Origin of the sequence: Pedobacter steynii (assembly GCF_900103665.1) — a bacterium.
GTDB classification, from domain to species: Bacteria; Bacteroidota; Bacteroidia; order Sphingobacteriales; family Sphingobacteriaceae; genus Pedobacter; species Pedobacter steynii.
Window position 1 is genome coordinate 27,821 of record NZ_FNGY01000013.1, and the last position, 24,978, is coordinate 52,798.

Here is a 24,978-nt window from a genome sequence, read left to right on the forward strand (position 1 = left end):
TATTATACCGCTACATTGTTTTCTCTTAATGCATTATTAAGGGAAGTCTTTTTATCTGTAGATTCTTTACGTTGACCGATGATCAATGCACATGGAACCTGGAATTCTCCGGCAGGGAATTTTTTCGCATAGCTACCTGGAATTACCACAGAACGTGCAGGAACGATTCCTTTATATTCAATTGGCGTACTTCCGGTTACGTCAATGATTTTTGTAGAAGCAGTTAATACCACATTTGCACCAAGAACTGCTTCTCTTTCTACGCGTACACCTTCTACAACAATTGCTCTTGAACCAAGGAAACAGTTGTCTTCAATGATTACCGGCGCTGCCTGAATTGGTTCCAAAACACCACCAATACCTACACCACCACTTAAGTGAACGTGTTTTCCGATTTGTGCACATGAACCTACAGTGGCCCAGGTATCTACCATTGTACCTTCGTCTATGTAGGCACCGATGTTTACATAAGAAGGCATCATGATTACACCTTTGGCTAAATAAGCGCCATAACGTGCGATACCATGAGGAACAACCCTTACACCTAATTCTTTATAATTGGTTTTCAATTTCATTTTATCATGAAATACAAAAGGACCAACTTCAATTTCTTTCATCTCTCTGATTGGAAAATAAAGGATTACTGCCTTTTTTATCCACTCGTTCACTCCCCACGAGTTAAGTACAGGCTCAGCAACGCGCATTTCACCTTTATCTAACTGCATAATCACCGTTTCTATTGCTTCGCAATATTCACTATATTCTAATAAAGTTCTGTCTTCCCAAGCGGCTTCTACTAACTTTTTTAATTGTGCTATCATGTTGTAAGTTATTTTTTGACAAAATAAATCAATTTTATGTATAGACCATTGTTTTCTATAATGTATTTTTGATTTTTTATGGCAGAGCAGGAAAAATTACGGATAGATAAGTACTTATGGGCGATTAGATTATTTAAGACCAGGAGCTTGGCGACAGAGGCTTGTAAGGCCGGTCGGATTAAGTTTAATGGTCAGAATCTTAAAGCTTCAGCAGTAGTAAAGCCTGGGGATGTGTACCAGGTATCCAAGGGAATTGAGAAGAAAGTGATCGAAGTGGTTGAGCTTTTATACAATAGGGTAGAAGCGAAAATTGCAGTGACGAAGTATAAGGACATTACTCCTGAAGAAGAAACCTACGGCTTTAAAAGCATGTTTCATGCCCCTGCACTGAAAAGGGACCGTGGAACCGGAAGGCCAACAAAGAAAGACCGCCGGGAGACCGATGCGCTTACTGACGATCTTTTTAAAGAAGAGGAATAAATCAGACTTGATCGATGAGCCTCATTCGATAAGCCTGCATTGCAGTTTTGCCTAGTTTTTTTATCAGTTGATAATTGGCAACAGCACCTACAGCAGCTCCGACAACGGGAAGGAGCTGTGCCATTTTGGCGAGGTCTATGTAATCTCTGTATTCCTGCTGAAAGGTCTTCCAGTCGAAATTTTCGGAATTTTCAGGAAGGATATGGAGTTTCTGATCCCAGTTTTCCATATGCATAAAGATTTTCGTACGTCCATGCTGACTGGAAAATGCAAGCTGGAAGATATAGAGAATGTATAAACGTTCCTTATAGTCTTTAACATCGAAGCCGTAAAGTGCTGCGATTTCAAAGAGCATTTTCATCTTTATGCCAATTAATACCGGAAAATCAGCCATGCTCATGAGGAATCCACCGGCACCGGTAATTCCTCCTTCTGCAGCACCGGTTTTACAATAGTTGTCGATTTTTTGTTTCACCAGGGCTTCCCTATGCAGGAGGCTTATTTCTATTGCAGGGACCGTTGAAGTGGTGTAGGTGGAGCCATACAGCACGGCCTGAACCATTTTCTTAATGGTCACTGTAATTGCGGTGTGGACTTTCTCAGGAATGTAACTGTTGATTTTCTTCTGAATATTGTTTGTCATTTTGTTCAGAAAGGAAGGTTTCTCCATCATTTCCCGTTTCCAGAACTCCAGTTCTATCCGGATATTTTCCTGATACTTATCCATTTTTAATAGTCTATTTTCATTGAGGATTTTTCCCAGAGCTGGAAAGCCTGTTGCGCTTCCGTCCTCATCATCTGGTGAATGGGTAAGGTACGTTTTGCCATTGGCTTTTCAATTTCATCGTAGATGAACTTATCGTCGAAGCCAATGTTTGCTGCATCGACCTTGGTGTTGGCATAGTAGATGGTCTCGATTCTTGCCCAATAGATGGCACTTAAGCACATCGGGCAGGGCTCACAGCTGGTATAGACGGTGCACCCACTAAGGTCAAATGTCTCTAGTTTTTTACAGGCCAGGCGAATCGCAGAAACTTCTGCATGGGCAGTCGGATCATTTGTTGTGGTTACTTTATTGCCACTTTTGGCTATAATTTTGCCGTCTTTTACGACTACAGCTCCAAAAGGACCGCCAAGACCTTCGGTTACATTCTTTTCAGAAAGACTGATGGCAAGTTGCATGAATTTTTCGTGTGGATTGTTTTCTTTAACTCGCATAATTGTGTTTTTGTTCATTATTACTATACTACAGTAGCATAGCTTTGATTTCATAGCGCAAAAAAAATGCCCCGAATGATCAGGGCATTTAAATTCTTAGCAGGAAGAACTATTTTTTGTCTGCTTTGTAAGCTTCGTTTAATCCTACGATTACTTCGCTTGTTACGTCTAAAGACTCATCAGCAAAAAGGATTGCACTGTTACCTTTAGAGTAAGTTAACACCATTTTGAAACCTTTTCCTTTGGCATAAGTTTTCAGGTATTGTGCAACTTTATCATATAATTTTTCATTCTCTGTAGCTTGCTCATTTTGAAGGGCAGCCCCTGCATTTTGAGAATAAGCTTGTAATTCCTGTTGTTTACGGGCAAGTCTTTCTTCTGTAGAAGCACGTTGATCAGCAGGTAAGGTGTTTTGTTGTTGCTGATATTGTGCTACTTCACGTTGGAATGCCTGTTGTTTAGAAGCAAGATCTGTTTGTGCAGTTTTTGACTTCGCATCAAGTTTCGTTTTTAAGTCTTTGAAATACTGATATTTTGTTAACAGGGAATCAGAATTCACATAGACGATTTTCTCTGCGCTAGTCACCGTAGCCGACTCAGATTTTGTAGCAGGTGCACTGGTGTTTTCTTTGTTTTGGCAAGAAGCCATTACGGAAACTAATGCAACTGCAGTAGCAATGCTGCTAAGTTTTAATGTTGATCTTTTCATCTAATGATTATAATTGATATTTTATTTTAATTTTTGGTTCCCATCATCCTTCCAGTCGGTTTAAGACCTGTTTTTACGGATGCCCCTTCCATTTTTGGCGGATAAATTTCAACAAATATAAAATTTCAAAATTAGTATCCTAAAGAACTGTGATTTTTAGCGTGTTTTTTGGGCCTTTTATGGGTAGATAGTTATCCACATTTGCGGTTAATTGCCCTAAAATGGTTATCTTTGAGTCTAATTGTTTTATTAAAAATATGAGCGAAGAAAAGGATCCAAAGTCAAATTATTCGGCAGATAATATACAGGTATTAGAAGGTTTAGAAGCGGTGCGTAAGCGCCCTTCGATGTATATAGGAGACACCGGAGTAAAAGGATTACATCATTTAGTTTACGAAGTAGTAGATAACTCTATAGATGAGGCGTTGGCAGGTCATGCTGACACGATATATGTAAATATTCTTAAAGACAACTCGATCAGGGTTGAAGATAACGGACGTGGTATTCCTACGGGAATTATGCAGAAGGAGCAAAAGTCTGCTCTGGAAATTGTAATGACGGTATTACACGCTGGTGGTAAATTTGATAAAGACACTTATAAGGTTTCCGGTGGTCTGCATGGTGTGGGGGTAAGTTGCGTGAACGCATTATCAACGCATTTGAGAGCAGAAGTTCACCTTGATGGAAAAGTATGGGAGCAGGAATACGAAAAAGGGAAACCTCAGTATGATGTGAGAGTGATCGGAGAGACGGAGAAAAGAGGAACAATTATTATGTTTACTCCGGATCCGGAAATTTTTACCCAAACGACAGAGTACCGTTATGATACTTTGGCCGGCAGGTTGAGAGAATTGTCTTTCCTGAATAAAGGAATTAAACTAACCCTTACTGACGAGCGTGAGCTCGATGATCAGGGAAATCCGATTTCAGAGCTTTTCCTTTCTGAAGGTGGATTAAAGGAATTTGTTCAGTTTTTAGATGGAGGTCGTCCTTCGTTGATTGCAGAGCCGATTTATGTAGAAGGAATTAAAAACGGAATTCCTGTAGAGCTTGCTTTGCAATACAATGATAGCTATGCGGAAAATGTACACTCTTATGTGAATAACATTAATACCCATGAGGGAGGTACACATATTGCAGGTTTCAGAAGAGGTTTAACCAGAACATTGAAAGCGTATGCTGATAAATCAGGATTGCTTAAAAATGTGAAATTTGAGATTACCGGTGATGACTTTAGAGAAGGTTTAACTGCGGTTATTTCTGTAAAAGTACAGGAGCCACAGTTTGAAGGCCAGACGAAAACAAAGTTGGGTAATTCTGAGGTAATGGGTGCAGTTGATGTGGCCGTTGGTGAAGCGTTGAGTAACTATCTGGAAGAATATCCAAGAGAAGCGAAGCTGATCGTAAATAAAGTGATTCTTGCTGCTACAGCACGTGCTGCAGCCCGTAAGGCTCGTGAGATGGTTCAACGTAAGAGTGTAATGGGTGGTTCAGGCCTTCCAGGTAAGCTTGCCGATTGTTCTGACAGTGATCCGGAGAAATGTGAGATATACCTGGTGGAGGGAGACTCCGCGGGTGGAACTGCTAAACAAGGCAGGGACCGTAATTTCCAGGCGATTCTTCCTTTAAAAGGTAAGATTCTGAATGTGGAAAAAGCAATGGAGCATAAGATCTACGAGAACGACGAGATCAAGAATATGTTTACTGCGCTTGGTGTAAGTATCGGAACACCGGAGGATGATAAGGCTTTAAATCTGACAAAGCTGCGTTACCATAAAGTAGTGATCATGACGGATGCGGATATCGATGGATCCCACATCACGACCTTGATTCTTACTTTCTTCTTCAGGTATATGAAGTCCTTGATCGAAGCGGGTTATGTATACATTGCTGCGCCGCCTTTGTATCAGGTAAAAAAAGGGAAAGATTTCGAATATTGCTGGAATGACCAACAACGTGATGCAGCAGTGCAACGTTTAAAAGGTGCTGGTAAAGAAGAAAGTGTACATATCCAACGCTATAAAGGTCTTGGAGAGATGAACGCGGAACAGTTATGGGATACTACCCTTAATCCTTCTACCCGTACGTTATTACAGGCAACGATTGAAAATGCAGCGGAATGTGACCATACTTTCTCCATGTTAATGGGTGATGAGGTTGGTCCAAGAAGGGATTTCATCGAAAGAAATGCAAAATATGCTAAGATTGACGCTTAATTAAAGGGGGGTAACTTGCAAAAAGGAGCGATTTTTCAATCGCTCCTTTTTTTTGTGTTTAATTTTTTGATTGTGTATATTGTAGTACACACAAATAGTTGATTATGAAAAGATTAATTTTATTCCTGCTGGTTTTTCCGGTCTGTTATGGATTGAAGGCACGGCAAAAAACGAATGCCTGTCCGCCGGGCTTCCTCAGCCCGTTAAACCGGGAAGTAACAATTGTCAGTAAGCTGGAGGTAGGAAACATCACTACACTTGTGGATGCGACAGGCAAGCATAGTACACTCATCAAAAATGGGAATAGTGTTTTGTTTGTCAGTCCGGAAGGGTTACATTCAACGATGATGAAAACCGGCAATATCAGCGTTATTGTGAATGCCGACGGGACTCATTCTACCTTTATTGACAATGGCGCTACCGGTTTGATAGTGAACCCTAACGGTACACATTCTACTGTCATCAATAACGGAGCAACCTCTATTATTGTAAACCCTGATGGGACGCATACCGTAGTTGTTAACTAGAAGGCATATAAAGGACCTTATCCGGTAAGTATAATCTTTTGTAAAGGTCCTTTTAAGGAATTAATCTGCGTAAAGAAATAACCTTAATTTTCTATAGTTTATATTCGCATAGTACCTCAGCAGGATGTCACTTCCGATGATCCCGATTACTTTAGGGTGGCCCATTTGCTCGTATGCCTGGTTAACCGTATCTAAATCAAGCGCAACCGTATCATAATCATGAATCAGCAATCTGCCGATTTTTAATTTAGGGATAGTGGCCTGAAGAGTGGTTGATGTGGCAAAAAGGGTAGTAGCATGTGTTTCTTCACTGTGTTCCAGTTCAGAGATATTTGCTTTGATCAATGCCATGTCAAATACAGATCTGGAAGCACCTGTATCCAATACTGCAAAGGATTTCTTTCCAAAAATGACAATTTCCACCAACAGGTGGAAACCATCATCTTGTAAATTTATTAAGGTTAAAGGAACAGAAATGGTTCTCATTAAATCTAAACTAGTTTCATCTCCTGCAATACACTGTTCATGGCGCGTACCGCATCTGCACTTTTATTAAATGCAGCTTGTTCTTCTTCATTTAATTTGTAATCGATTATTTTTTCCCATCCGTTACGTCCAACGATTACGGGAACACCCAGACAGATGTCTTTCTGACCATATTCTCCGTCAAGAGATACACAGCAGGTGAATAATTTTTTCTCATCGCGGACAATGCTTTCTACCAGGGCAGCTCCTGCAGCACCCGGCGCATACCACGCAGAGGTTCCTAAGAGACCTGTTAACGTAGCTCCACCAACCATGGTATCTGCTGCCACTTTATCCAGGGTTGCTTTATCCAACAGATTGGACACTGGTAAGCTCTGGTAAGTCGCATAGCGCGTTAAAGGGATCATCGTAGTGTCACCATGGCCGCCGATTACAAAGCCTTGCAAATCATTGGAATTGCAGTTTAAAGCAACACTTAAATAATATTTGAAACGGGCACTGTCTAATGTTCCACCCATTCCTATGATTCTGTTTTTAGGTAATCCAAGGGATTTTAATGCCAGGTAAGTCATCGTGTCCATTGGGTTACTGATCACGATAATGATGGCATCAGGAGAATATTTTAAAATATTTTCTGCTACACCTTTTACAATTCCGGCGTTAATTCCGATCAGTTCTTCGCGTGTCATCCCCGGTTTACGTGGAAGTCCGGAAGTAATTACGGCTACTGCAGAACCTGCTGTTTTGCTATAATCGTTGGTTACGCCGGTAATTTTTGTATCAAAGCCTAATAAAGTGGCGGTTTGCATCATGTCAATTGCTTTGCCTTCTGCAAAACCTTCTTTGATGTCTAATAAAACGAGCTCTTCTGCTAATTCTTTTCTGGCAATATTATCTGCACAAGTGGCGCCTACTGCGCCGGCACCTACAACCGTTATTTTCATAATGAATCTAATTTTATTTTAAAGGTTTTCCTCCTGGTTTAAATCTATTGTTTTAAATACTGATCTATGACTATAAATTTAGGATAAAATTAATATATGACGCAAACCATGTTGGGGAATGTCTCAAGCCGAAGTTAGAAATTTAGGTCAGTTTAAAAAACGCTTTTTAAAACTTTCTTCAACCTTGCTGGTTTTATGATAAAGAATTTACATTTGCTTAATAGTCGCAAAATGATGGACCCTGTTATGGATAATGTACCGGTAGAAAAAGTTGATATCATGTCGTATGCCGGAAAGTGGTATTCTTTGTATTCCATACCGACTTTTATGGACAAGCACTGGCGCCAAACGGTGGAGACCTATGTGATTCACCCTGATGGTTATTACGCTGTTTTTACGGGATATAAAGTACTGGGGCAAGACAAGCAGAAATATTTTCGCTCCAAGCTTTTTGTGATTCGTGGAAGTAGGAATACGCGGTTCAAAGCTCAATTTATCTGGCCAATAAAGTCAGATTACTGGGTGATAGAACTTGCCGAAGATTACTCTTATGTGGTGGTTGGCCATCCGAAATTTAAATACCTTTTTATTATGGCCAGAAAGCCGAATTTACCTAAAGAATTACTGGCAGAAATCATAGAACGCTGTCAGAAAAAGGGTTATGATACTTCCAAATTAGTTTCACAGGAACATAAATCCTCCCTGCCGATTCCAGAGGTTCATTCTGTGTAAAATTATCTGTTGCGATTAGAGGGAGAACTGAAAAAATCCGTATTTTTGATCAATCATATTGATTTCTAAAAAGACGATTTTCTAATTACCTAGCTATGTATTTGATTTTTGATACCGAAACGACGGGATTGCCACGCAATTGGAATGCGCCTATTACCGACACGGATAATTGGCCGAGATGTATCCAGATTGCATGGCAGTTACATGATGAGTTTGGAACGCTGATCGAACATCAGGATTATTTAGTCAGACCTGATGGTTTCAATATTCCCTATGATGCGGAGCGGATTCACGGGATCTCTACAGAGCTTGCAGAAGAACAGGGAATTCCTTTGTCGGAGGTGCTGGAGAAATTTAACCTGGCCCTGGCAAAATCTAAATTTGTTGTTGGTCAGAATGTCGGTTTCGATGTGAACATTATGGGCTGTGAGTTTCATCGTTTGGGTGTCGAAAGCCCGATGAGCCAGATGCCGGTTTTGGATACCTGTACTGAAACCACCGCAGAGCTTTTGCGTTTGCCGGGTGGACGTGGAGGTAAATTTAAGTTACCTACCTTAACGGAATTGCACCAGTATCTCTTTGGGGAGCCCTTTGCGGAAGCACACAATGCAACTGCCGATGTGGAAGCAACGACACGTTGCTTTCTTCAATTGATCAAACTGGAAGTATTTACACTTGATCAGCTACAAACTAATGTAGCCTACATACAGTCCTATAAAGAACGGAATCCCGGGGTAATCCAGCGTGTTGGGTTAAATCACCTGAATTTAAAAGCCGCTTCTGATGAGATCAGAAAGCGATTGTTAAAAGCAGAAGGGCCTAAAGTTTCTAAAAAAACGCTGGAAGAGAACAAGCTGGAGCTGGCTTCGGCGACCTATGTTCACTTGCACAACCATACGCAGTTTTCGGTACTGCAATCTACCATTAACATTCCTTCGCTGATCAAAGCAACGGCAGCCTATAAAATGCCTGCGGTAGCGATGACTGACCATGCCAATATGATGGGGGCGTTTCATTTTGTGGCTCAGATCCTGAACCATAATAAAGGAGTGGAAGCCAGAAATCAGGCAGCAATTGAAAAAGGGGAAACACCGGATGAAGTGATCATTAAGCCTATTGTAGGGTGTGAATTCTTTGTTTGTGAGAACCATGAAGATAAGAAAAGAAAGGACGACGGGTATCAGGTCGTGTTATTGGCCAAGAATAAGGCAGGTTACCATAACCTGGCAAAGATGTCGTCAATTGCCTATACAAAAGGTTTCTATTATATTCCAAGGATAGATAAGGCGGTTATAGAACAGTATAAAGATGACATCATCGTACTTTCTGGTAACTTATATGGAGAGATCTCCAGTAAATTGTTAAACCTTGGTGAGAAACAAGCTGAGGAAGCTTTGTTGTGGTGGAAATCACAATTTGGTGAAGACTTTTACATGGAGTTAATGCGCCATAGCCAGGAAGATGAAGATATTGTCAATATTTCCCTGATTGCCCTGGCAAAAAAGCACGATGTGAAGTTGATTGCCACCAATAATACCTATTACATCAACAAAAAAGATGCGAATGCGCATGATATTTTGTTGTGCGTAAAGGAGGGGGAGAAACAAGCTACGCCGATAGGACGGGGCAGGGGATACCGTTTCGGTTTACCGAATCAGGAGTATTATTTCAAAACTCCTGAGGAGATGAAAAACCTGTTTGCGGATGTACCGGAAGCGATTCTCAACATTCAATCCGTAATCGATAAGATCGAGATTTACAAACTTGCCCGTGAGGTACTTTTACCTAAGTTCGATATTTCTGAAGAATTCCTGGTAAAGGAGGATGAAGAAGACGGTGGTAAGAGAGGAGAAAATAAATTTTTACGTCACCTAACCTATGTAGGGGCGAAAAAGCGTTACGGTGAAATTACCGAATCGATTACAGAACGTTTAGATTTTGAATTACAGACCATTGAGAAGACCGGATATCCCGGATACTTTTTGATTGTTCAGGATTTTATTGCGAAAGCAAGGGAACTGGATGTTTCTGTGGGGCCGGGCAGGGGATCTGCTGCGGGGTCTGCAGTAGCCTATTGTCTTGGAATTACCAATATCGATCCTATCAAATACGATTTGCTATTTGAGCGTTTCCTGAATCCGGATAGGGTTTCCATGCCCGATATCGATATCGATTTTGATGACGAGGGCCGTGGAAGGGTAATGGACTACGTAATTAATAAATACGGGGCCAATCAGGTGGCGCAGATCATCACCTATGGTACAATGGCAGCAAAGTCGTCGGTAAAAGATACAGCAAGGGTACTTGACCTTCCTTTATATGAGGCAGAAAAAATTGCCAAGCTGATCCCAAACATGAAGCTGGCCAAAATCTTTACCCTGGATGAGAAGAGCCTGAAAGCGGCGCTTCGGGCGGATGAATATGAAAAAGTACTGGAGCTGAAGGGACTGGCAAACGCCAATGACCTCGGTGCCAAGACGCTTGAGCAGGCTCAGATTCTGGAAGGTTCCCTAAGAAATACGGGGATCCATGCCTGTGGGGTAATCATTACGCCTAGTGACATTACGAATTTCGTACCAGTCGCTACGGCAAAGGATTCTGATCTTTACGTTACGCAGTTTGACAACTCCGTGGTAGAGAGTGCCGGTTTATTGAAAATGGACTTTTTAGGGTTAAAAACATTAACCCTGATAAAGGATACTGTGAAGCTCGTGAAGTTCCGGCATAATATTGACCTTGACCCGGATAATTTCCCAATTGACGATGCAAAGACCTATGAACTCTTTCAGCGCGGGGAAACGATCGGTATTTTCCAATACGAGTCTAACGGGATGCAGAAATATATGAAGGAATTGAAACCTACCGTATTCGGGGATTTAATTGCCATGAACGCTTTGTACCGTCCGGGACCATTGGAGTATATTCCCAGCTTTGTTCGCAGAAAGAATGGAGAAGAGGAAATCAAGTATGACCTTGATGCCTGTGAAGAATATTTAAAAGAAACCTACGGAATTACCGTATACCAGGAGCAGGTGATGCTCTTGTCCCAGAAACTTGCCGGATTTACCAAAGGTGAGGCCGACGTTCTGCGTAAGGCGATGGGTAAGAAACAAAAGGATGTTTTGGATAAGATGAAACCGAAATTTGTAGCTCAGGCTGCGGAGAAAGGACATGATCCTACTGTTCTGGAGAAAATCTGGAAAGATTGGGAAGCATTTGCATCTTATGCCTTCAACAAATCCCACTCTACCTGTTATGCCTGGATTGCCTATCAGACGGCTTATTTAAAAGCACATTATCCTGCTGAATATATGGCGGCGGTACTTTCCAACAATATGAGTGACATTAAACAGGTGGCATTCTTTATGGAAGAATGTAAGCAGATGGGTGTTTCTGTACTTGGTCCGGATGTAAATGAGTCGGGAACGAAGTTCTCTGTAAACATTAGCGGACAGGTCCGTTTTGGTTTATCAGGAATCAAAGGTGTGGGAGAAAAAGCAGTAGAAAGCATCATTATGGAACGCAATGAAAGCGGTCAGTATAGGAGTGTGTATGATTTCGCGAAGCGTTCAAATACGCGTACTGTAAATAAGAAAGCTTACGAGAGCTTTGTCTATAGCGGTGCTTTTGATGGATTTGGATACCACAGGGCACAATATTTCTTTGTCGGCATCAATGATAAGATGAATGGCATCGAGAAGATGATCAAGTTTGCAAATGACTTCCAAAACAACGAATCTTCTGCTCAGTCGTCCTTATTTGGAGGCTCTGTTGCAGACATGATTTACGAGCCGAGTTTGCCAGTCGCTCCGGAATGGAGTTTGATCGACAGGTTGAAATATGAGAAAGATGCAATTGGGATTTTTTTGAGTGGTCACCCGTTGGATAATTATAAACTGGAGCTGAAAGAATTCTGTCAGCATAAAGTGAAACACTTGTCGCTGGTAAATAAGATCAGAACCGGAGATTCTAATGAAGAGGTGCTTGCTGAGTTTGAGGGCATCAAGAACCGGGAGCTGGTGGTTGGCGGATTGGTGGTCATTGCTGCGCAAAGGATGACTAAAACCGGAAAACCTTTCGGAACAATTGTCTTTGAAGATTACGACGATACCTGTGAGCTTGCATTGTTTGGTGATGATTTCATCAAGTTCAAACAATTCCTTACGGATGGATATTTCCTTCAGATTCGTGGAAGGGTTGGTGAGCGTTTCAGAAAAGAGGGCGATTGGGAGTTCAAGATCACATCGATCAGCCTGTTATCGGAATTGCGCGATAAACTGGCCAAGAGCGTAACCATTCAGGTACCCATAGAAAAGATTACAGATGACTTTATGAGTAAGATCCATGCGATTCTGGAAGAGAACAAGGCGAACACGGATCACCAGAATTGTCAGTTATTATTTGACGTTTATGACCGGGAACAAAATGTAAATGTTAAATTGCCCTCGAAATCATTGAAGATTAATCCCAACAATAATTTTTTAGAGCAGTTAACTGCCTTAAACGTCAATCCTAAGTTGAACTAATGTCATTTTGGCATTGTCAGGCTGATGGCATTACAATTGATTATATCTTTGTACCCTGGTTTGGGTACGAAGGCAACGGCTAAGTATTCAGGCAAGTAGAAGATAAAAAAACTAATAAAATAAAAATAAGAATTATGGCTTTGGAAATTACAGATGCAAACTTCGAGGAAGTTGTATTAAAATCAGATAAACCCGTTTTGGTTGATTTTTGGGCAGAATGGTGTGGTCCATGTCGCATGGTGGGACCGATCGTAGACGAGATCTCAAAAGAATACGATGGAAAAGCAATCGTAGGTAAAGTGAATGTGGATAACAACCCTCAAATTTCGACTCAATTCGGTATCCGCAACATTCCGGCTTTATTGTTCTTCAAAAATGGAGAAGTAGTAGATAAACAAGTTGGTGCAGTTCCAAAATCAGTATTGGCACAAAAATTAGATAAGCAGTTATAATAAACTCGACATATACTAGTTTAAAAAGCGTTCATAGTTTATGAACGCTTTTTTTATATTTACGCTATGCAGTCAGCAATTGATGAACAAACACTCCATTTCAATGGTAACCTGGAATTATTAGCCAGGCAAGTTGTTGAAGGTTTTATTACCGGTCTCCATAAAAGTCCCTTTCATGGATTTTCTGTGGAGTTTGCTGAGCACCGTTTATACAATGTAGGAGACAGTGTAAAGAATATTGACTGGAAGCTTTTTGCCAGAACCGATAAGCTGTTTAGCAAGCGATATGAGGAAGAGACCAATTTGAGGTGTCAGTTTATTGTTGATGTATCCTCTTCTATGTATTTCCCTGCTAAGGAATATAATAAACTCAATTTTTCTGTACAGGCTGTTGCTTCGCTGGTGTATCTGCTTAAAAGACAAAGGGACGCTTTCGGGTTAAGCTTGTTTACCGATCATTTGTTGCTAAATACCCCTGCAAAATCAACGACTACGCATCAGAAATACCTGTTTAATCATTTGGAACAACTCCTCGTTTCGGAGCAGATGAATGTGAAAACCGATGTGGCCCAGGCTTTACATCAGATTGCGGAGCTGATCCACAAGCGTTCATTGGTGGTGATCTTTAGCGATATGCTGAATACGCTTCATGGAGAGGATCATATTGAAGCCTTATTCTCTGCGCTTCAACACCTGAAATTCAATAAACATGAGGTGATTATTTTTAATGTAACTGACAAGTCTAAAGAGGTAGATTTTCAATTTGAAAACCGTCCTTATGAATTTGTCGATATGGAAACAGGGGCAGTCATCAAGGCACATGCTTCAAATGTAAAAGAGGATTACCTTTCCCGGATGAGTAGTTACAGAAAGGCGATCGATCTGAAGTGTAGTCAATATAAGATCGATATGATTGATGCCGACATTGCTGCCGGCTTTCATCCTATTTTGCAAGCTTATCTGATCAAGCGGCAGAAAATGAGTTAAGGGATTTAGTTGCCTGCTATTGCCACTACATTTCTCAGAATAACCTCGCAAGCATAATGAATTTCTTCTGTTGTGATGATCAATGGGGGAGCCACACGCATGGAATTACTGCAATGCAAAAACCAGTCGCTGATCACACCATCTGCAATGCAGGCATCAATGATCTTTTTATTGATCTCGAAGTTCTCAAATTCTATTGCCATCATCAGGCCTTTTCCGCGAACTTCTTTAATGGCAGGGTGAACCAATAGTTTTTTAAACAATTCTCCTTTTTCGGCTACTTCGGCAATGATATTTTCGTTAAGTATCGTTTGAAGCGTTGCAAGACCTGCAGCACAGCTTACCGGATGACCACCAAAAGTAGTCAGGTGGCCTAAGATGGGGTTTGTGGCCAGAGCCCTCATGATTTCCGTAGAACTGATAAATGCACCAATTGGCATGCCGCCACCAATTCCTTTGGCCAACAAGAGGATGTCAGGGTTAAAGCCGTAATGCTCAAAGCCGAAAAGCTTCCCTGTACGTCCGAAACCGCATTGAATCTCATCGAGGACCAATAAGGTACCCGTAACTGTACATTTGTTTCTAAGGGCTTCAAAATAGGCTTTATCTGCAGTTCTGATCCCTGCTTCACCCTGTACCGTTTCTATAAAAACTGCAGCAGTCCGGTTTGTGATTAGGTCCAGATCCGGTAAACTTGCGTAGTTGATGAAAGTGATGTCAGGAAGGAGGGGTCTGTAGGCCTGTTTGAACTCTTCGTTACCCATTAAGCTGAGTGCGCCTTGTGTACTTCCATGGTAAGAATGATAACAGGAAATGATTTCTGATCTTCCGGTATACCTTTTTGCCAGTTTCATCGCACCTTCTACTGCTTCAGTTCCGGAGTTGACAAAATAAGTACAGTTCAGATTTTCCGGAAGCACGTCGGCCAGTGCTTTAGCGAAATTCACTTGTGGACTTTGAACAAATTCACCATATACCATAATGTGCATATAGCTTTCTACCTGTTCTTTCACTGCGTTGACTACGGCCGGGTGACAGTGGCCAACATTGCTTACACCAATCCCGGCAATCAGATCAAGGTGCTTTTTTCCTGTTGTATCATAAAGATACATACCGCTGGCTTTGGTGAATTCTAAAAGAAGGGGCTCTAGTGTGGTTTGGGCGTTATGTTGAAGAAATAATTGACGTTGTGTAAGCATACACAAAAATACAAATTAATTTCGCTCAGGTCCCCCTTTTTTGTATCTGGAAAGCAGTTCTCTTTTGAACGTTTCCTGTGCACGATAGTATTTGCCGATTACTTTGATGGGTAGATTGGATTTCAGCTTGTAATAGTATTTCTTTTCAATAGCTAGGTTTCTCTGTTTAAAATTCAGCTCATTCACGATTAGGGTTTGTACTTCTGTATCGGAAAGGTTGTCAATCTCCGGGATCTTCCTGAAACTGATCATGTTCTGATTTCTTTCTTTATTTAAAGCCGTCTGTTCTTTCTGAAATTCGTTAAATATTGGCCAAAAGACCTTAGCCTCGTCCTCAGAAAGGTCCATCTTTTGTGTTAAATAACTAATTCTGAATGCTTCTATTTCCGGAGATCTTTCTCCTCTTTGTGCGGAGACAAAGAACGGTAACATCAAAAGAAAGGCGGCAATGACTCTGTTTTTCATTTTGGTAATAATTATAAATCTGAAGCAATATCATTCTGGCTATAATTGCTGAGAATGTAGTTTTCTAAATCGGCGTCTGCTACAGCCGGGCTTTCCGCTTTCAGACTATTGGATTGAATGTGTTCTATAATGGTATTTTCATCGATATCGTAAAGCATTTGTTCATTTGCCAGTTCAGCAGAGGCTGCCTGTCGGCTGGAATTTCCTGGATAGAAATAAATTCCAGTGGCACTGACCAATACGAAACAAGCTGCAGAAGCATACTTTAATAACTTAGAATGCCACAGGCGAACGATTTTAGTTTCCTTACGCTTTGTTTTTTCGGCGATTTTAGTCTGCAGCTGACTAAAATAATCTCCGGGAACGGCAAAACCATTATTCGGCACCATTTCTTTTAACCGCCCGGCGGCAAGCTTAGTTTCGATTTCTGTGTTAAGCTCATCGAAATAATTTTCCGGAACTTTAAAGCCATCTTCCGGAAGTTCTGCCTTGAGATTTTCCAGATATATAGCCTGATGAATACGCTCAGGAAGTTGCCCGAAATAGCCTTCAGGAACAGAAAAAGGAGATTTCATACCAAGCCCGGCCAGGTAGGGGGCTTCGTTTTTCCAATCGCTATTTTCTAAATCATTTTCCATTACTACTATATTGATACAATCCGGGGCAAAAGGTTTAAAAGGTAATGTCTTCATTTAGCATAAAAACCTCAACTTTCTTTACAGCGATGTGAAAAGAGGCTTTAAGAGCCCCTACGCTCGTTCCTGTGACCTCAGATATTTCTTCATATTTGAGATCGTCAAAGTATTTCATGTTAAAGATCAGGCGTTGTTTTTCGGGTAAAGTCAGCAAGGCTTGCTGTAATTTCATTTGAATTTTATCTCCGTTAAAATAGGAGGATGCGACGAGGGTTTCTGCGAGTTCATCGGAAACTTCATCCAATGGAGTATTGTTCCGTTGTTTTTTTTTATTCAGAAAGGTAATTGATTCATTGGTGGCGATACGGTAAACCCAGGTATACAATTTGGAATCGCTACGGAACTTATCCAGGTTTTTCCAGACTTTAACGAAGGTTTCCTGAACCAGATCGTCGGCATCGTCGTGATCGATAACTAAACGGCGGATGTGCCAGTAGATCTTTTGCTGATATTTACCAAGAAGCAGGTTAAAGCCTTCATGCCGAGTTTTTTCGCTGGAAAATTTCTCTAAGATTTCTGAATCTTCAACCTGCTTCATTTATTGTCTTTTATCTGTGAGTTTTATACAGATACCAGAACCATTACAGTTCTTATTTGTTTGCTCTTTTCATTACTTTCTGAACCGCTTCGATGATGTTGATGGTATCTAAACCATATTTAGTCATCAATTGATCAGGCGTTCCACTTTCTCCGAAACTGTCATTTACTGCAACAAATTCCTGAGGTGATGGAAGCTCTGTAGAAAGTAATCTTGCCACACTTTCACCAAGACCACCAAATTTATTGTGTTCTTCAGCAGTAACCACACAACCTGTTTTCTTGATAGATTTCAGGATGGCTTCTTCGTCCAGAGGTTTAATGGTATGGATATTAATGATCTCTGCATCAATGCCCATTTCTGCCAATTTCTCTCCGGCTTCAATTGCTTTCCATACCATGTGCCCGGTAGCAACGATGGTTACATCCGTACCTTCATTTACCATCCATGCTTTGCCGATTTCAAATTTTTGATCAGGATCAGTAAATACAGGAATTACCGGGCGTCCGAAACGTAAGTAAACAGGACCTTCAAATTCTGCAATCGCGATGGTTGCTGCTTTGGTTTGGTTATAATCACAAGTATTGATCACGGTCATACCAGGAAGCATTTTCATCAAACCTATATCTTCCAGGATCTGGTGAGTTGCCCCATCTTCGCCCAAAGTTAATCCGGCGTGTGAAGCACAGATCTTTACATTTTTATTGGAATAAGCAACGGATTGTCTGATCTGGTCATAAACCCTTCCTGTAGAGAAGTTGGCAAAAGTTCCTGTGAAAGGAATTTTTCCGCCGATGGTCAGACCTGCAGCGATGCCGATCATATTTGCTTCGGCGATGCCGATTTGGAAAAAGCGCTCTGGAAATTCTTTAATAAAGGCATCCATTTTCAAAGATCCCACTAAGTCGGCACAAAGTGCAACCACTTCGGGATTCTTTTTTCCGGCTTCAAGTAATCCTGCTCCGAAACCGGAACGGGTATCTTTCTTTTCAGTATATGTGTACTTTTTCATGGTCTTAGTAGTCTTTTAGGGTCGTGTTTAATTGTGCTAAGGCTGTTGCAAGCTGCTCGTCATTTGGAGCAACACCATGCCATTTGTGAGATCCCATCATGAAATCTACACCATTACCCATGATTGTACTCATTAAGTTTAAAATTGGTTTGCCTTTACCGGTTAAAGATTTAGCATAGTGCAATGCTTTAACGATATCGTCCATATCATTACCATTCGAGGTAATTACATGCCATCCGAAAGCTTCAAATTTGGCTTGCAGACTCTCCAATGAAAGTACTTTTTCTGTAGGACCATCAATCTGCTGACCATTATAATCAATGGTGGAAATCAGGTTGTCTACTTTATTAAAAGGTGCATACATGATGGCTTCCCAATTCTGACCTTCCTGTAATTCACCATCTCCATGTAAGGAATATATGATGGACTTATCTTTATTTAATTTTTTAGCTTGTGCAGCCCCAATTGCTACAGACATGCCCTGACCTAAAGATCCGGAAGCAATTCTGATTCCCGGAAGGTGCTCATGAGTGGTCGGGTGTCCCTGTAATCTTGAATTCAATTTTCTGAAGGTTGCAAGTTCGCTCACCTCAAAGTAACCTGCTCTTGCCAATACACTATAGAAAACCGGTGAAATGTGTCCGTTAGAAAGGAAAAATAAATCTTCTCCTATTCCGTCCATTTTAAAATCAGTAGAGTAGTTCATGACATCAAAATACAATGCAGTCATGAAGTCTGCGCATCCTAATGATCCTCCCGGGTGGCCTGACTGGCAACCGTGCACCATTCTAACAATATCTCTTCTTACTTGAGAAGCGATATCTTCTAATTCATTGATTGTATGTTTCATTAATTGGGGTTATTGATTAATATGACAAATGTAATTAAAAATACTTTGGACCTAACATCTTAAGGTAAAGTTTGGTATCAGGCCAAAAGGTAGGGGATATTTGTTTATTTTGCTACGCTTTTTGCAAAATAAGCGTGATATTCCGTAGAATTCTATATTTTTAGGAACTGATATCTTCGATTTTCATAAAAAAACTAACCAAACACCGCAAAATTGAAAACTAAAAATACTTAAACCAAATCATGACAAACCAAACACAAAAATCAGTAATTTCTCCCATTGTAACCATTGGGGCTTTGTTCTTCATTTTTGGCTTTGTAACCTGGGCCAATAGTACCTTAATCCCCTTTCTTAAATTAGCTTGCGGTCTTAAGACCGATTTTGAGGCTTTTCTGGTAACATTTGCTTCTTATATTGCCTACTTCTTTCTGGCACTTCCTTCTTCCTGGATTTTAAGGAAGCTTGGTTTTAAAAACGGAATTATTATCGGTTTGCTTATTTTGGCATTCGGCTCGCTGATCTTTATTCCGGCAGCGAATACCAGAAGCTTTGGTTTATTTCTGACTGGCATTTTCATTCAGGGTGCGGCCTTATCCTTATTGCAAACCGCTTCTAATCCATACATCAGTATCATTGGCCCAATAGAAAGTGCAGCGAAGCGGATCAGTATCATGGGGCTGTGTAATAAATTTGCAGGTCTGATTGTACCGATTATCATGGGAACTATTTTCCTTAAGAATGCTTCTGCTATTGAAACAAAAATCGCTGATGCGGCGACTACGGTGCTGGAGCGTGAAGCTTTACTACAAGAGGTATTAGGGCGTGTTCATACCCCATATATAGTATTGGCAATCGTTTTCTCTGCTTTTGCTTTGTTTATCAAGTATTCTAACCTTCCCGAAGTGGATGTAGATAAGGAAGAAGTTCTGGCAGACAATGAGGTTCGCGTAACTAAAACTTCCATTTTCCAGTTTCCACATTTGTTCCTTGGTGCCTTCTGTATCTTTGTTTATGTTGCTGCGGAAGTAATGGCAGGTGATATTATCGGAGTTTATGGTAAATCCCTTGGAATTAGTGCCGATATCAGTAAATACTTTACTACGCTGACGCTGGCTAGTATGTTGGTTGGTTATGTGATTGGAATTATTGTGATCCCTAAATACATTACCCAGCAAGCCGCCTTAAAAATCTGCGCTATTTTGGGTGTGATTTTTATCACTGCAGCCTACCTGACCACGGGGTATACTTCGGTTGTATTTGTTGGCTTATTGGGATTGGCAAATTCACTGATGTGGCCGGCGATCTTTCCTCTGGGAATTAAAGACCTGGGTAAATTCACAAAAACCGGATCTGCAATTATGATTATGGGTATTGCCGGTGGAGCGATCTGGCCGTTGATCTATGGTTATTTAAAAGATTACGCGCATATGCATTTCCAATTGGCATTTTTTGTCAGCGTATTGCCTTGTTATTTATACATCTGGTTTTTTGCCGCTCGTGGGCATAAGATCAGAACTAAATCTTAATATGAAAAAGGGGAGGCCGAAAGCTTCCCCTTTTTATTTTCTGTCTTTTTTGTTTGGAGTTGAGCTATCTGTTTAATACTGAACAAAATGAACGGGCATTATAAAAACAAAGTCAGGGGTAAAATGGTATTTTTATACATCATCCGATAGGGGGGCGCTTACGCTTTAACGTTTTTATATGCTCATTTCCACCTTAAAAAAGAGGTTGAATAACATTTCTGTATCAGGAAGGTTATATCTTTTGATATCGCTTATCACCCTCGCTACGCTCATCGGTTACGGGACATTACTGTTTTCCGATAAAAGTCTGTTTTTGATTGCTTTGTCCTCATTTACCGGGGCGATGGTACTCGTTTTGTGTTTTGTTTTAGTAAAACGTATCAAATGTATTTTTGACGCTCCTGAGAAGATTATTGAAGGGCAGTCTTCGTCATCCCAGGAAATGGTGGAGACCCTTAGGATTCAGGATCTTTCCCTTCAAATGGCAGAGCAGAAGATTATCAGAGAACGGAGAAAGAGAGAAGCTTCGGAGAAAGCCAAACAAATTTTTTTGGTAAATATCAGTCACGAGATCCGGACACCGATGAATGGTGTGCTGGGATTCGCAAAACTACTGGAAGAGTCTCTGGTGAATGAAGATGAAAGGGAATCCCTTCAAATGATCATTAAATCGGCCGATCAGCTCATGGCAATATTGAATGATATTCTCGACTTTTCCAGGCTAGAATCGGGTGATATCAACTTCGTTAATCAGCCATTTGTGCTTAAAGATACGGTGCGCTCTATATACAGGTTGATGGAACCTGCAGCAGCGATTAAAGAATTGAAATTTTCTTATTTGATTCCCGAAGACATGCCGGTAGTCCTTAGTGGTGATGCGGTACGTTTAGGACAAATTCTTTTAAATCTTACTTCCAATGCCATAAAGTTCACTGAACAGGGAGAGGTAAGGATCTCCCTCCATGTCGTCGAAAAGCTGGCGGACACGGTAACGGTTGAATTTCAGGTAAAGGATACCGGAATAGGGATTCCTGTCGATAAACATCAAAAAGTATTTGATTTCTTCGAACAGGTGACCAATGATACCTCCAGAAGATATGCAGGGACAGGGCTTGGCTTAAGTATTGTAAAGCGATTGGTAGAATTACAGGGTGGAGAGGTATTTCTGGATAGCATTGTGGGCACTGGTTCTGACTTTTATTTCAGGCTGACTTTCGGCAGAGTAACTGAACAGGTTTGCCGGAAAACGCTGCAGTTGCTATCCGTGTTACCTGATATCCCGGTAGAAACGGGAAAAGGAGTCCGGATTCTGGTCGTAGAAGATAATCCGATTAATCAGCTTTTGGTACTCAAATTACTAGAGAAGCGAGGCTATGAAACTACTGTTGCCGAAAACGGAAAAATTGCTATTGATGAATATAGAAAGGGCGATTTTGATATTATATTAATGGACTTGCAAATGCCCGAACTGGATGGTTATGAGGCCACCCGTATCATCCGGATGATGGAAGGGCATAAGGGTGAAATTCCCATTGTGGCAATGACAGCGCATACCATAAAAGGAGAATTGGAAAAATGTGCCGATATCGGCATGAACGATTATATTTCCAAGCCTTTCGATGCTACCGAACTCTATCAAAAGATAGAAATGTTGGTAGGCAGCACAGCCGGGGGGCTATAGAGAACCATGACGGCGGCTTTTATTCATTCTCGCCGCCATGTTCTTGTCTTTATTTTAACAGTTCCAGTACTTGCGCTGTTGAGTTTTTGGTATCTACCTTAGTAATGATATGCGAGATGTTTCCTTCCTCGTCAATCAGGAACGTTTTTCTGTTTGTTCCCATGTATTTTTTGCCATACATGTTCTTTTCTCCCCAAACGCCATAAGCTTCCACGATTTTTTTGTCTGTATCTGCAATTAGGGTAAAAGGAAGGCTGTGCTTCGTCGCAAATTTCTGATGAGATTTCTCGTCGTCCACACTTACGCCCAATACCACAATTCCCTTTGCAATTAGGCCCTGGTAATTGTCTCTGAAGTCGCATGCTTCAGCCGTACATCCTGGGGTATCATCTTTTGGATAGAAATAAAGGACTACTTTCTTGCCTTTAAACTGATTTAAAGAAACTGTATTTCCATCCTGATCTGCTGCGGTAAAGTCAGGAGCTGCCTGACCTTCTTGTAATTCACTCATAATGTTATTTATAAAACGTGATTGAATAGTTCCTGTTGTTGTCTTTCATATCAGTAACAATTACTTCCAGGGTATGTTTTCCCGGACTTGTTCTGTCGTCAAAGGTATGCCATAAACTGGCCGACTTTGTATCAAATTCCATTAAGATCCATTTGCCATCGATAAAACCATTAAAGCTTTTGATGCCGGATAAGTTATCCCTTAACTTGAAGGACATTTTGCTGATCCCAGCCATATTTTTCCCATCGCTAATGTTGATCGGTGTGAGTGTTGGAGGGAGGGTGTCTATGGTGATGAAAAAAGCACCAAAGTTCCGGGGCTTTGCTTTTACATACCCATTCTCAAAGTAGCCACCCTGAGAAGACCTGCCTGTATTTACGATCAGCGCCTTTTCTTTATATTTACTCAAGCTGCTATCTGCTTTAATCCAGATTTCAAAACCGGTATGAAGCGGGGTCAGGCTATTCTGGATCTGATGAACAGCAGAATAGGCATTTCCAGCAGGCTTTGGCAAAGTTTTGTAATGGAAATTCAAGTCATTATATAGCGTTCCTTTAGGGAAAATCACTTTTACTTCTCCATTGTTGAATTCATTTTGATTGGCATAGGAATAAAGTGTTCCAGGATTCTGCTCCGGGGTACTGATGGTCGATTTGCTGTCTGCCTGCGCATTAAATGGAAGGATACTCTTATTCCCTTTCGAGTCTGTAATGATGTATTTTAACTCGTGAAGCTTTCCATCTGAGAAATCTATCCTTCCGTTATTGACCAGATTACTGTAAATAGTTAATGGATTTCCAGGGTCCACAAAGCTTTTTTGAATGCTTTTCCGCGTATTGATAAATGTAGGATAATCAATATGAGAATTTATGGCTTTACTATTTTCAAATTTAAATTTCTCTAAGGAGGAAGTGAATACCGTCTTGCCATCCAGTTCCAATTCTATGGAATAAACACCATTGGTACCCGAAGCACCATTGTGCTTATCGGTTGCGATAATTCCAAAACCGACTTCTCCGCTGAGGTTGATGGTATTTACCTTGTTTAGTTTGTAATTACCTGCCCCACCAATCACCTGGAAATATTGTTTGGGTGTAAATTCATTAAAGCTTTTTTTATTCAGTCGGTATACATACATCGAATAGATCACGGGATGAATATTGTCTGGAATCTCGAAGCCAAACAATTGAGGATTGATGGTAGCTTCAGTTTTGGTATCCCTCACTTCAAAGTGTAAATGTGGACCTCCTGAACTCCCTGTATTTCCCGTATAGGCGATCACTTCTCCTTTACGTACCGGAATTTGTATTGAATTTGGGAATTCATCTATTTCATAAGACTTCTTCTGATATTGTATGGTCTTTACCTGTGTTGCGATTTTCGGGTTAAAGCGTTGTAAATGACCATATACTGAGGTGTATCCATTCGGATGGTTGATGTATAATGCAAGTCCAAAGCCGCTGTTTTGTACCCTGAGGCGGGAGATATAGCCATCTGCGATCGCATATACAGGATATCCTTCCCGTTGATTGGTACGGTAGTCCATTCCTGAATGGAAATGGTTGGGCCTGAGTTCTCCGAATGAACCTGCCAGTGCCGGAGGAATGATGTCCAGGGGCGATCTGAAATCCACCAGTGGGTATTTGTTATTGCTGAAAATTTGTTGAGCCTGTGCAGAGCCGGTCAGGAATACCAGCGAAAGAAGTAGGAGTTTTGCTTTAATCATTGAAGCTATTTTATATCGAAATTAAGTAATTGCTGTCCGGCCATCCAGGCCTCCAGTTTGTCGCCCTGATGAACCTGGCCCACACCTTCGGGGGTTCCTGTAAAGATAAGGTCTCCTTTTTTTAAGGTGATGTATTTCGAGACAAAGGAAATGATGTGCTCATAAGAGAAGATCATGTTTTTCGTATTTCCATTTTGTTTGGATGTTCCATTGATTTTAAGTTCAAAGGGAAGGTTGTATATATCTTCAATTTCTGTTTTTGGGATAAAGTTGCTGAAGGCTGCGCTATGGTCAAACGCTTTAGCGAGTTCCCATGGCAATCCTTTTTCTTTATGGATGGCCTGAATGTCTCTTGCCGTAAAATCAATGCCGAGTCCCAGTTCCTCATAATAGTTCGGTGCAAACTTTTCTGAAATGTGTTTTCCTTCTTTACAGATTTTAAGGACAACTTCCAGTTCGTAATGAATATCTGATGAAAAGTCAGGGATATAAAAAGGTTTGTTGTCTTTCAGTGCTGCAGTATCCGGTTTAAGAAATATAACCGGTGTTCCCGGAATGGGGTTGTTTAATTCTTTGGCATGCGCAACATAGTTACGGCCAATGGCAATTATCTTCATCTTCAGATTTGTGTTTAATGATTATGTAGCTAACAAGATAAAATCCCGAAAGTTTCCTCA

Annotated in this window: 24 protein-coding genes; 9 read left to right on the forward strand and 15 right to left on the reverse strand. The window is 40.9% G+C overall.

The annotated features are described in order from the left end of the window. Nucleotides 1-2: 2 nt before the first annotated feature. Nucleotides 3-821 carry a 2,3,4,5-tetrahydropyridine-2,6-dicarboxylate N-succinyltransferase gene (locus BLQ87_RS28160; RefSeq protein ID WP_074612242.1) on the reverse strand — a complete coding sequence of 273 codons (819 nt, stop codon included), beginning with the start codon at nucleotides 819-821 and terminating at the stop codon, nucleotides 3-5. A gap of 78 nt (nucleotides 822-899) precedes the next feature. On the opposite strand from BLQ87_RS28160, the gene BLQ87_RS28165 reads away from it, so the two are divergent. Beyond that, the gene (locus BLQ87_RS28165) at nucleotides 900-1,301 is read left to right on the forward strand and encodes an RNA-binding S4 domain-containing protein (RefSeq protein ID WP_074612243.1); all 402 of its coding nucleotides are present in this window, start codon (nucleotides 900-902) and stop codon (nucleotides 1,299-1,301) included. Nucleotide 1,302: 1 nt separating this feature from the next. Here the strand turns inward: BLQ87_RS28165 and BLQ87_RS28170 are convergent, their stop codons facing one another. From BLQ87_RS28170 to BLQ87_RS28180, 3 genes are all read right to left on the reverse strand, one after another. Beyond that, nucleotides 1,303-2,028 carry an EcsC family protein gene (locus BLQ87_RS28170; protein WP_074612244.1) on the reverse strand — a complete coding sequence of 242 codons (726 nt, stop codon included), beginning with the start codon at nucleotides 2,026-2,028 and terminating at the stop codon, nucleotides 1,303-1,305. Nucleotides 2,029-2,030: 2 nt separating this feature from the next. After that, nucleotides 2,031-2,519 carry a nucleoside deaminase gene (locus BLQ87_RS28175; RefSeq protein WP_074612397.1) on the reverse strand — a complete coding sequence of 163 codons (489 nt, stop codon included), beginning with the start codon at nucleotides 2,517-2,519 and terminating at the stop codon, nucleotides 2,031-2,033. Nucleotides 2,520-2,628: 109 nt separating this feature from the next. After that, entirely contained in the window at nucleotides 2,629-3,228 is a 600-nt protein-coding gene (locus tag BLQ87_RS28180; RefSeq protein WP_074612245.1) for an OmpH/Skp family outer membrane protein, read from the reverse strand. A gap of 257 nt (nucleotides 3,229-3,485) precedes the next feature. Here BLQ87_RS28180 and gyrB point away from each other — a divergent pair, with 257 nt between their 5' ends. After that, nucleotides 3,486-5,444 carry a DNA topoisomerase (ATP-hydrolyzing) subunit B gene (gene gyrB, locus BLQ87_RS28185; RefSeq protein ID WP_074612246.1) on the forward strand — a complete coding sequence of 653 codons (1,959 nt, stop codon included), beginning with the start codon at nucleotides 3,486-3,488 and terminating at the stop codon, nucleotides 5,442-5,444. 104 nt (nucleotides 5,445-5,548) lie between these two features. Further along, the gene (locus BLQ87_RS28190; RefSeq protein WP_074612247.1) at nucleotides 5,549-5,971 is read left to right on the forward strand and encodes a hypothetical protein; all 423 of its coding nucleotides are present in this window, start codon (nucleotides 5,549-5,551) and stop codon (nucleotides 5,969-5,971) included. A gap of 60 nt (nucleotides 5,972-6,031) precedes the next feature. Here the strand turns inward: BLQ87_RS28190 and BLQ87_RS28195 are convergent, their stop codons facing one another. Both BLQ87_RS28195 and mdh read right to left on the reverse strand, forming a co-directional pair. After that, on the reverse strand, nucleotides 6,032-6,457 hold the full coding sequence (locus BLQ87_RS28195) for an aspartyl protease family protein (protein WP_074612248.1): 426 nt from the start codon (nucleotides 6,455-6,457) through the stop codon (nucleotides 6,032-6,034). Between the two features lie 5 nt (nucleotides 6,458-6,462). Next, nucleotides 6,463-7,401 carry a malate dehydrogenase gene (mdh, locus tag BLQ87_RS28200; protein WP_074612249.1) on the reverse strand — a complete coding sequence of 313 codons (939 nt, stop codon included), beginning with the start codon at nucleotides 7,399-7,401 and terminating at the stop codon, nucleotides 6,463-6,465. A gap of 231 nt (nucleotides 7,402-7,632) precedes the next feature. On the opposite strand from mdh, the gene BLQ87_RS28205 reads away from it, so the two are divergent. The 4 genes from BLQ87_RS28205 (at nucleotide 7,633) to BLQ87_RS28220 (ending at nucleotide 14,098) form a co-directional block, all read left to right on the forward strand. Beyond that, on the forward strand, nucleotides 7,633-8,133 hold the full coding sequence (locus BLQ87_RS28205; protein WP_245723946.1) for a lipocalin family protein: 501 nt from the start codon (nucleotides 7,633-7,635) through the stop codon (nucleotides 8,131-8,133). Between the two features lie 95 nt (nucleotides 8,134-8,228). Then, a complete protein-coding gene (gene dnaE / locus BLQ87_RS28210; RefSeq protein WP_074612250.1) occupies nucleotides 8,229-12,659 on the forward strand; it encodes a DNA polymerase III subunit alpha in 4,431 nt (1,476 codons plus the stop codon). Nucleotides 12,660-12,793: 134 nt separating this feature from the next. Continuing rightward, nucleotides 12,794-13,111, forward strand: a complete 318-nt coding sequence (gene trxA / locus BLQ87_RS28215; RefSeq protein ID WP_074612251.1) for a thioredoxin — start codon at nucleotides 12,794-12,796, stop codon at nucleotides 13,109-13,111. 66 nt (nucleotides 13,112-13,177) lie between these two features. Next, nucleotides 13,178-14,098, forward strand: a complete 921-nt coding sequence (locus tag BLQ87_RS28220) for a DUF58 domain-containing protein (RefSeq protein WP_074612252.1) — start codon at nucleotides 13,178-13,180, stop codon at nucleotides 14,096-14,098. A gap of 5 nt (nucleotides 14,099-14,103) precedes the next feature. Here BLQ87_RS28220 and BLQ87_RS28225 read toward each other — a convergent pair whose 3' ends face one another. From BLQ87_RS28225 to BLQ87_RS28250, 6 genes are read right to left on the reverse strand one after another with little or no spacing between them, the layout of a single operon-like run. Further along, complete coding sequence (locus BLQ87_RS28225; protein ID WP_074612253.1) at nucleotides 14,104-15,297, reverse strand: aspartate aminotransferase family protein; 1,194 nt, start codon at nucleotides 15,295-15,297, stop codon at nucleotides 14,104-14,106. Nucleotides 15,298-15,312: 15 nt separating this feature from the next. Next, entirely contained in the window at nucleotides 15,313-15,762 is a 450-nt protein-coding gene (locus tag BLQ87_RS28230) for a hypothetical protein (protein WP_074612254.1), read from the reverse strand. An 11-nt stretch (nucleotides 15,763-15,773) separates the two neighbouring features. Beyond that, nucleotides 15,774-16,400, reverse strand: a complete 627-nt coding sequence (locus BLQ87_RS28235; RefSeq protein WP_143010565.1) for a hypothetical protein — start codon at nucleotides 16,398-16,400, stop codon at nucleotides 15,774-15,776. Between the two features lie 34 nt (nucleotides 16,401-16,434). Continuing rightward, nucleotides 16,435-16,995, reverse strand: coding sequence for an RNA polymerase sigma factor (locus tag BLQ87_RS28240; RefSeq protein WP_074612256.1), 561 nt, complete (start codon nucleotides 16,993-16,995; stop codon nucleotides 16,435-16,437). 52 nt (nucleotides 16,996-17,047) lie between these two features. Then, nucleotides 17,048-18,007 (reverse strand): transketolase family protein, encoded by a 960-nt coding sequence (locus BLQ87_RS28245; protein WP_073232523.1) that lies wholly within the window; start codon nucleotides 18,005-18,007, stop codon nucleotides 17,048-17,050. 4 nt (nucleotides 18,008-18,011) lie between these two features. Beyond that, nucleotides 18,012-18,857 carry a transketolase gene (locus BLQ87_RS28250; protein WP_074612257.1) on the reverse strand — a complete coding sequence of 282 codons (846 nt, stop codon included), beginning with the start codon at nucleotides 18,855-18,857 and terminating at the stop codon, nucleotides 18,012-18,014. Between the two features lie 242 nt (nucleotides 18,858-19,099). On the opposite strand from BLQ87_RS28250, the gene BLQ87_RS28255 reads away from it, so the two are divergent. Together BLQ87_RS28255 and BLQ87_RS28260 are read left to right on the forward strand one after the other, a co-directional pair. Next, nucleotides 19,100-20,383, forward strand: coding sequence for a sugar MFS transporter (locus tag BLQ87_RS28255; protein WP_074612258.1), 1,284 nt, complete (start codon nucleotides 19,100-19,102; stop codon nucleotides 20,381-20,383). A gap of 178 nt (nucleotides 20,384-20,561) precedes the next feature. Then, a complete protein-coding gene (locus BLQ87_RS28260; RefSeq protein WP_074612259.1) occupies nucleotides 20,562-22,064 on the forward strand; it encodes a response regulator in 1,503 nt (500 codons plus the stop codon). 49 nt (nucleotides 22,065-22,113) lie between these two features. Here BLQ87_RS28260 and bcp read toward each other — a convergent pair whose 3' ends face one another. From bcp to BLQ87_RS28275, 3 genes are read right to left on the reverse strand one after another with little or no spacing between them, the layout of a single operon-like run. Further along, nucleotides 22,114-22,575, reverse strand: a complete 462-nt coding sequence (bcp, locus tag BLQ87_RS28265) for a thioredoxin-dependent thiol peroxidase (RefSeq protein ID WP_074612260.1) — start codon at nucleotides 22,573-22,575, stop codon at nucleotides 22,114-22,116. A gap of 4 nt (nucleotides 22,576-22,579) precedes the next feature. Continuing rightward, entirely contained in the window at nucleotides 22,580-24,301 is a 1,722-nt protein-coding gene (locus tag BLQ87_RS28270) for a M23 family metallopeptidase (protein ID WP_083362093.1), read from the reverse strand. Nucleotides 24,302-24,306: 5 nt separating this feature from the next. Continuing rightward, nucleotides 24,307-24,918: a fumarylacetoacetate hydrolase family protein gene (locus BLQ87_RS28275; protein ID WP_074612261.1), complete on the reverse strand. Its 612-nt coding sequence runs from the start codon at nucleotides 24,916-24,918 to the stop codon at nucleotides 24,307-24,309. Nucleotides 24,919-24,978 lie beyond the last annotated feature (60 nt).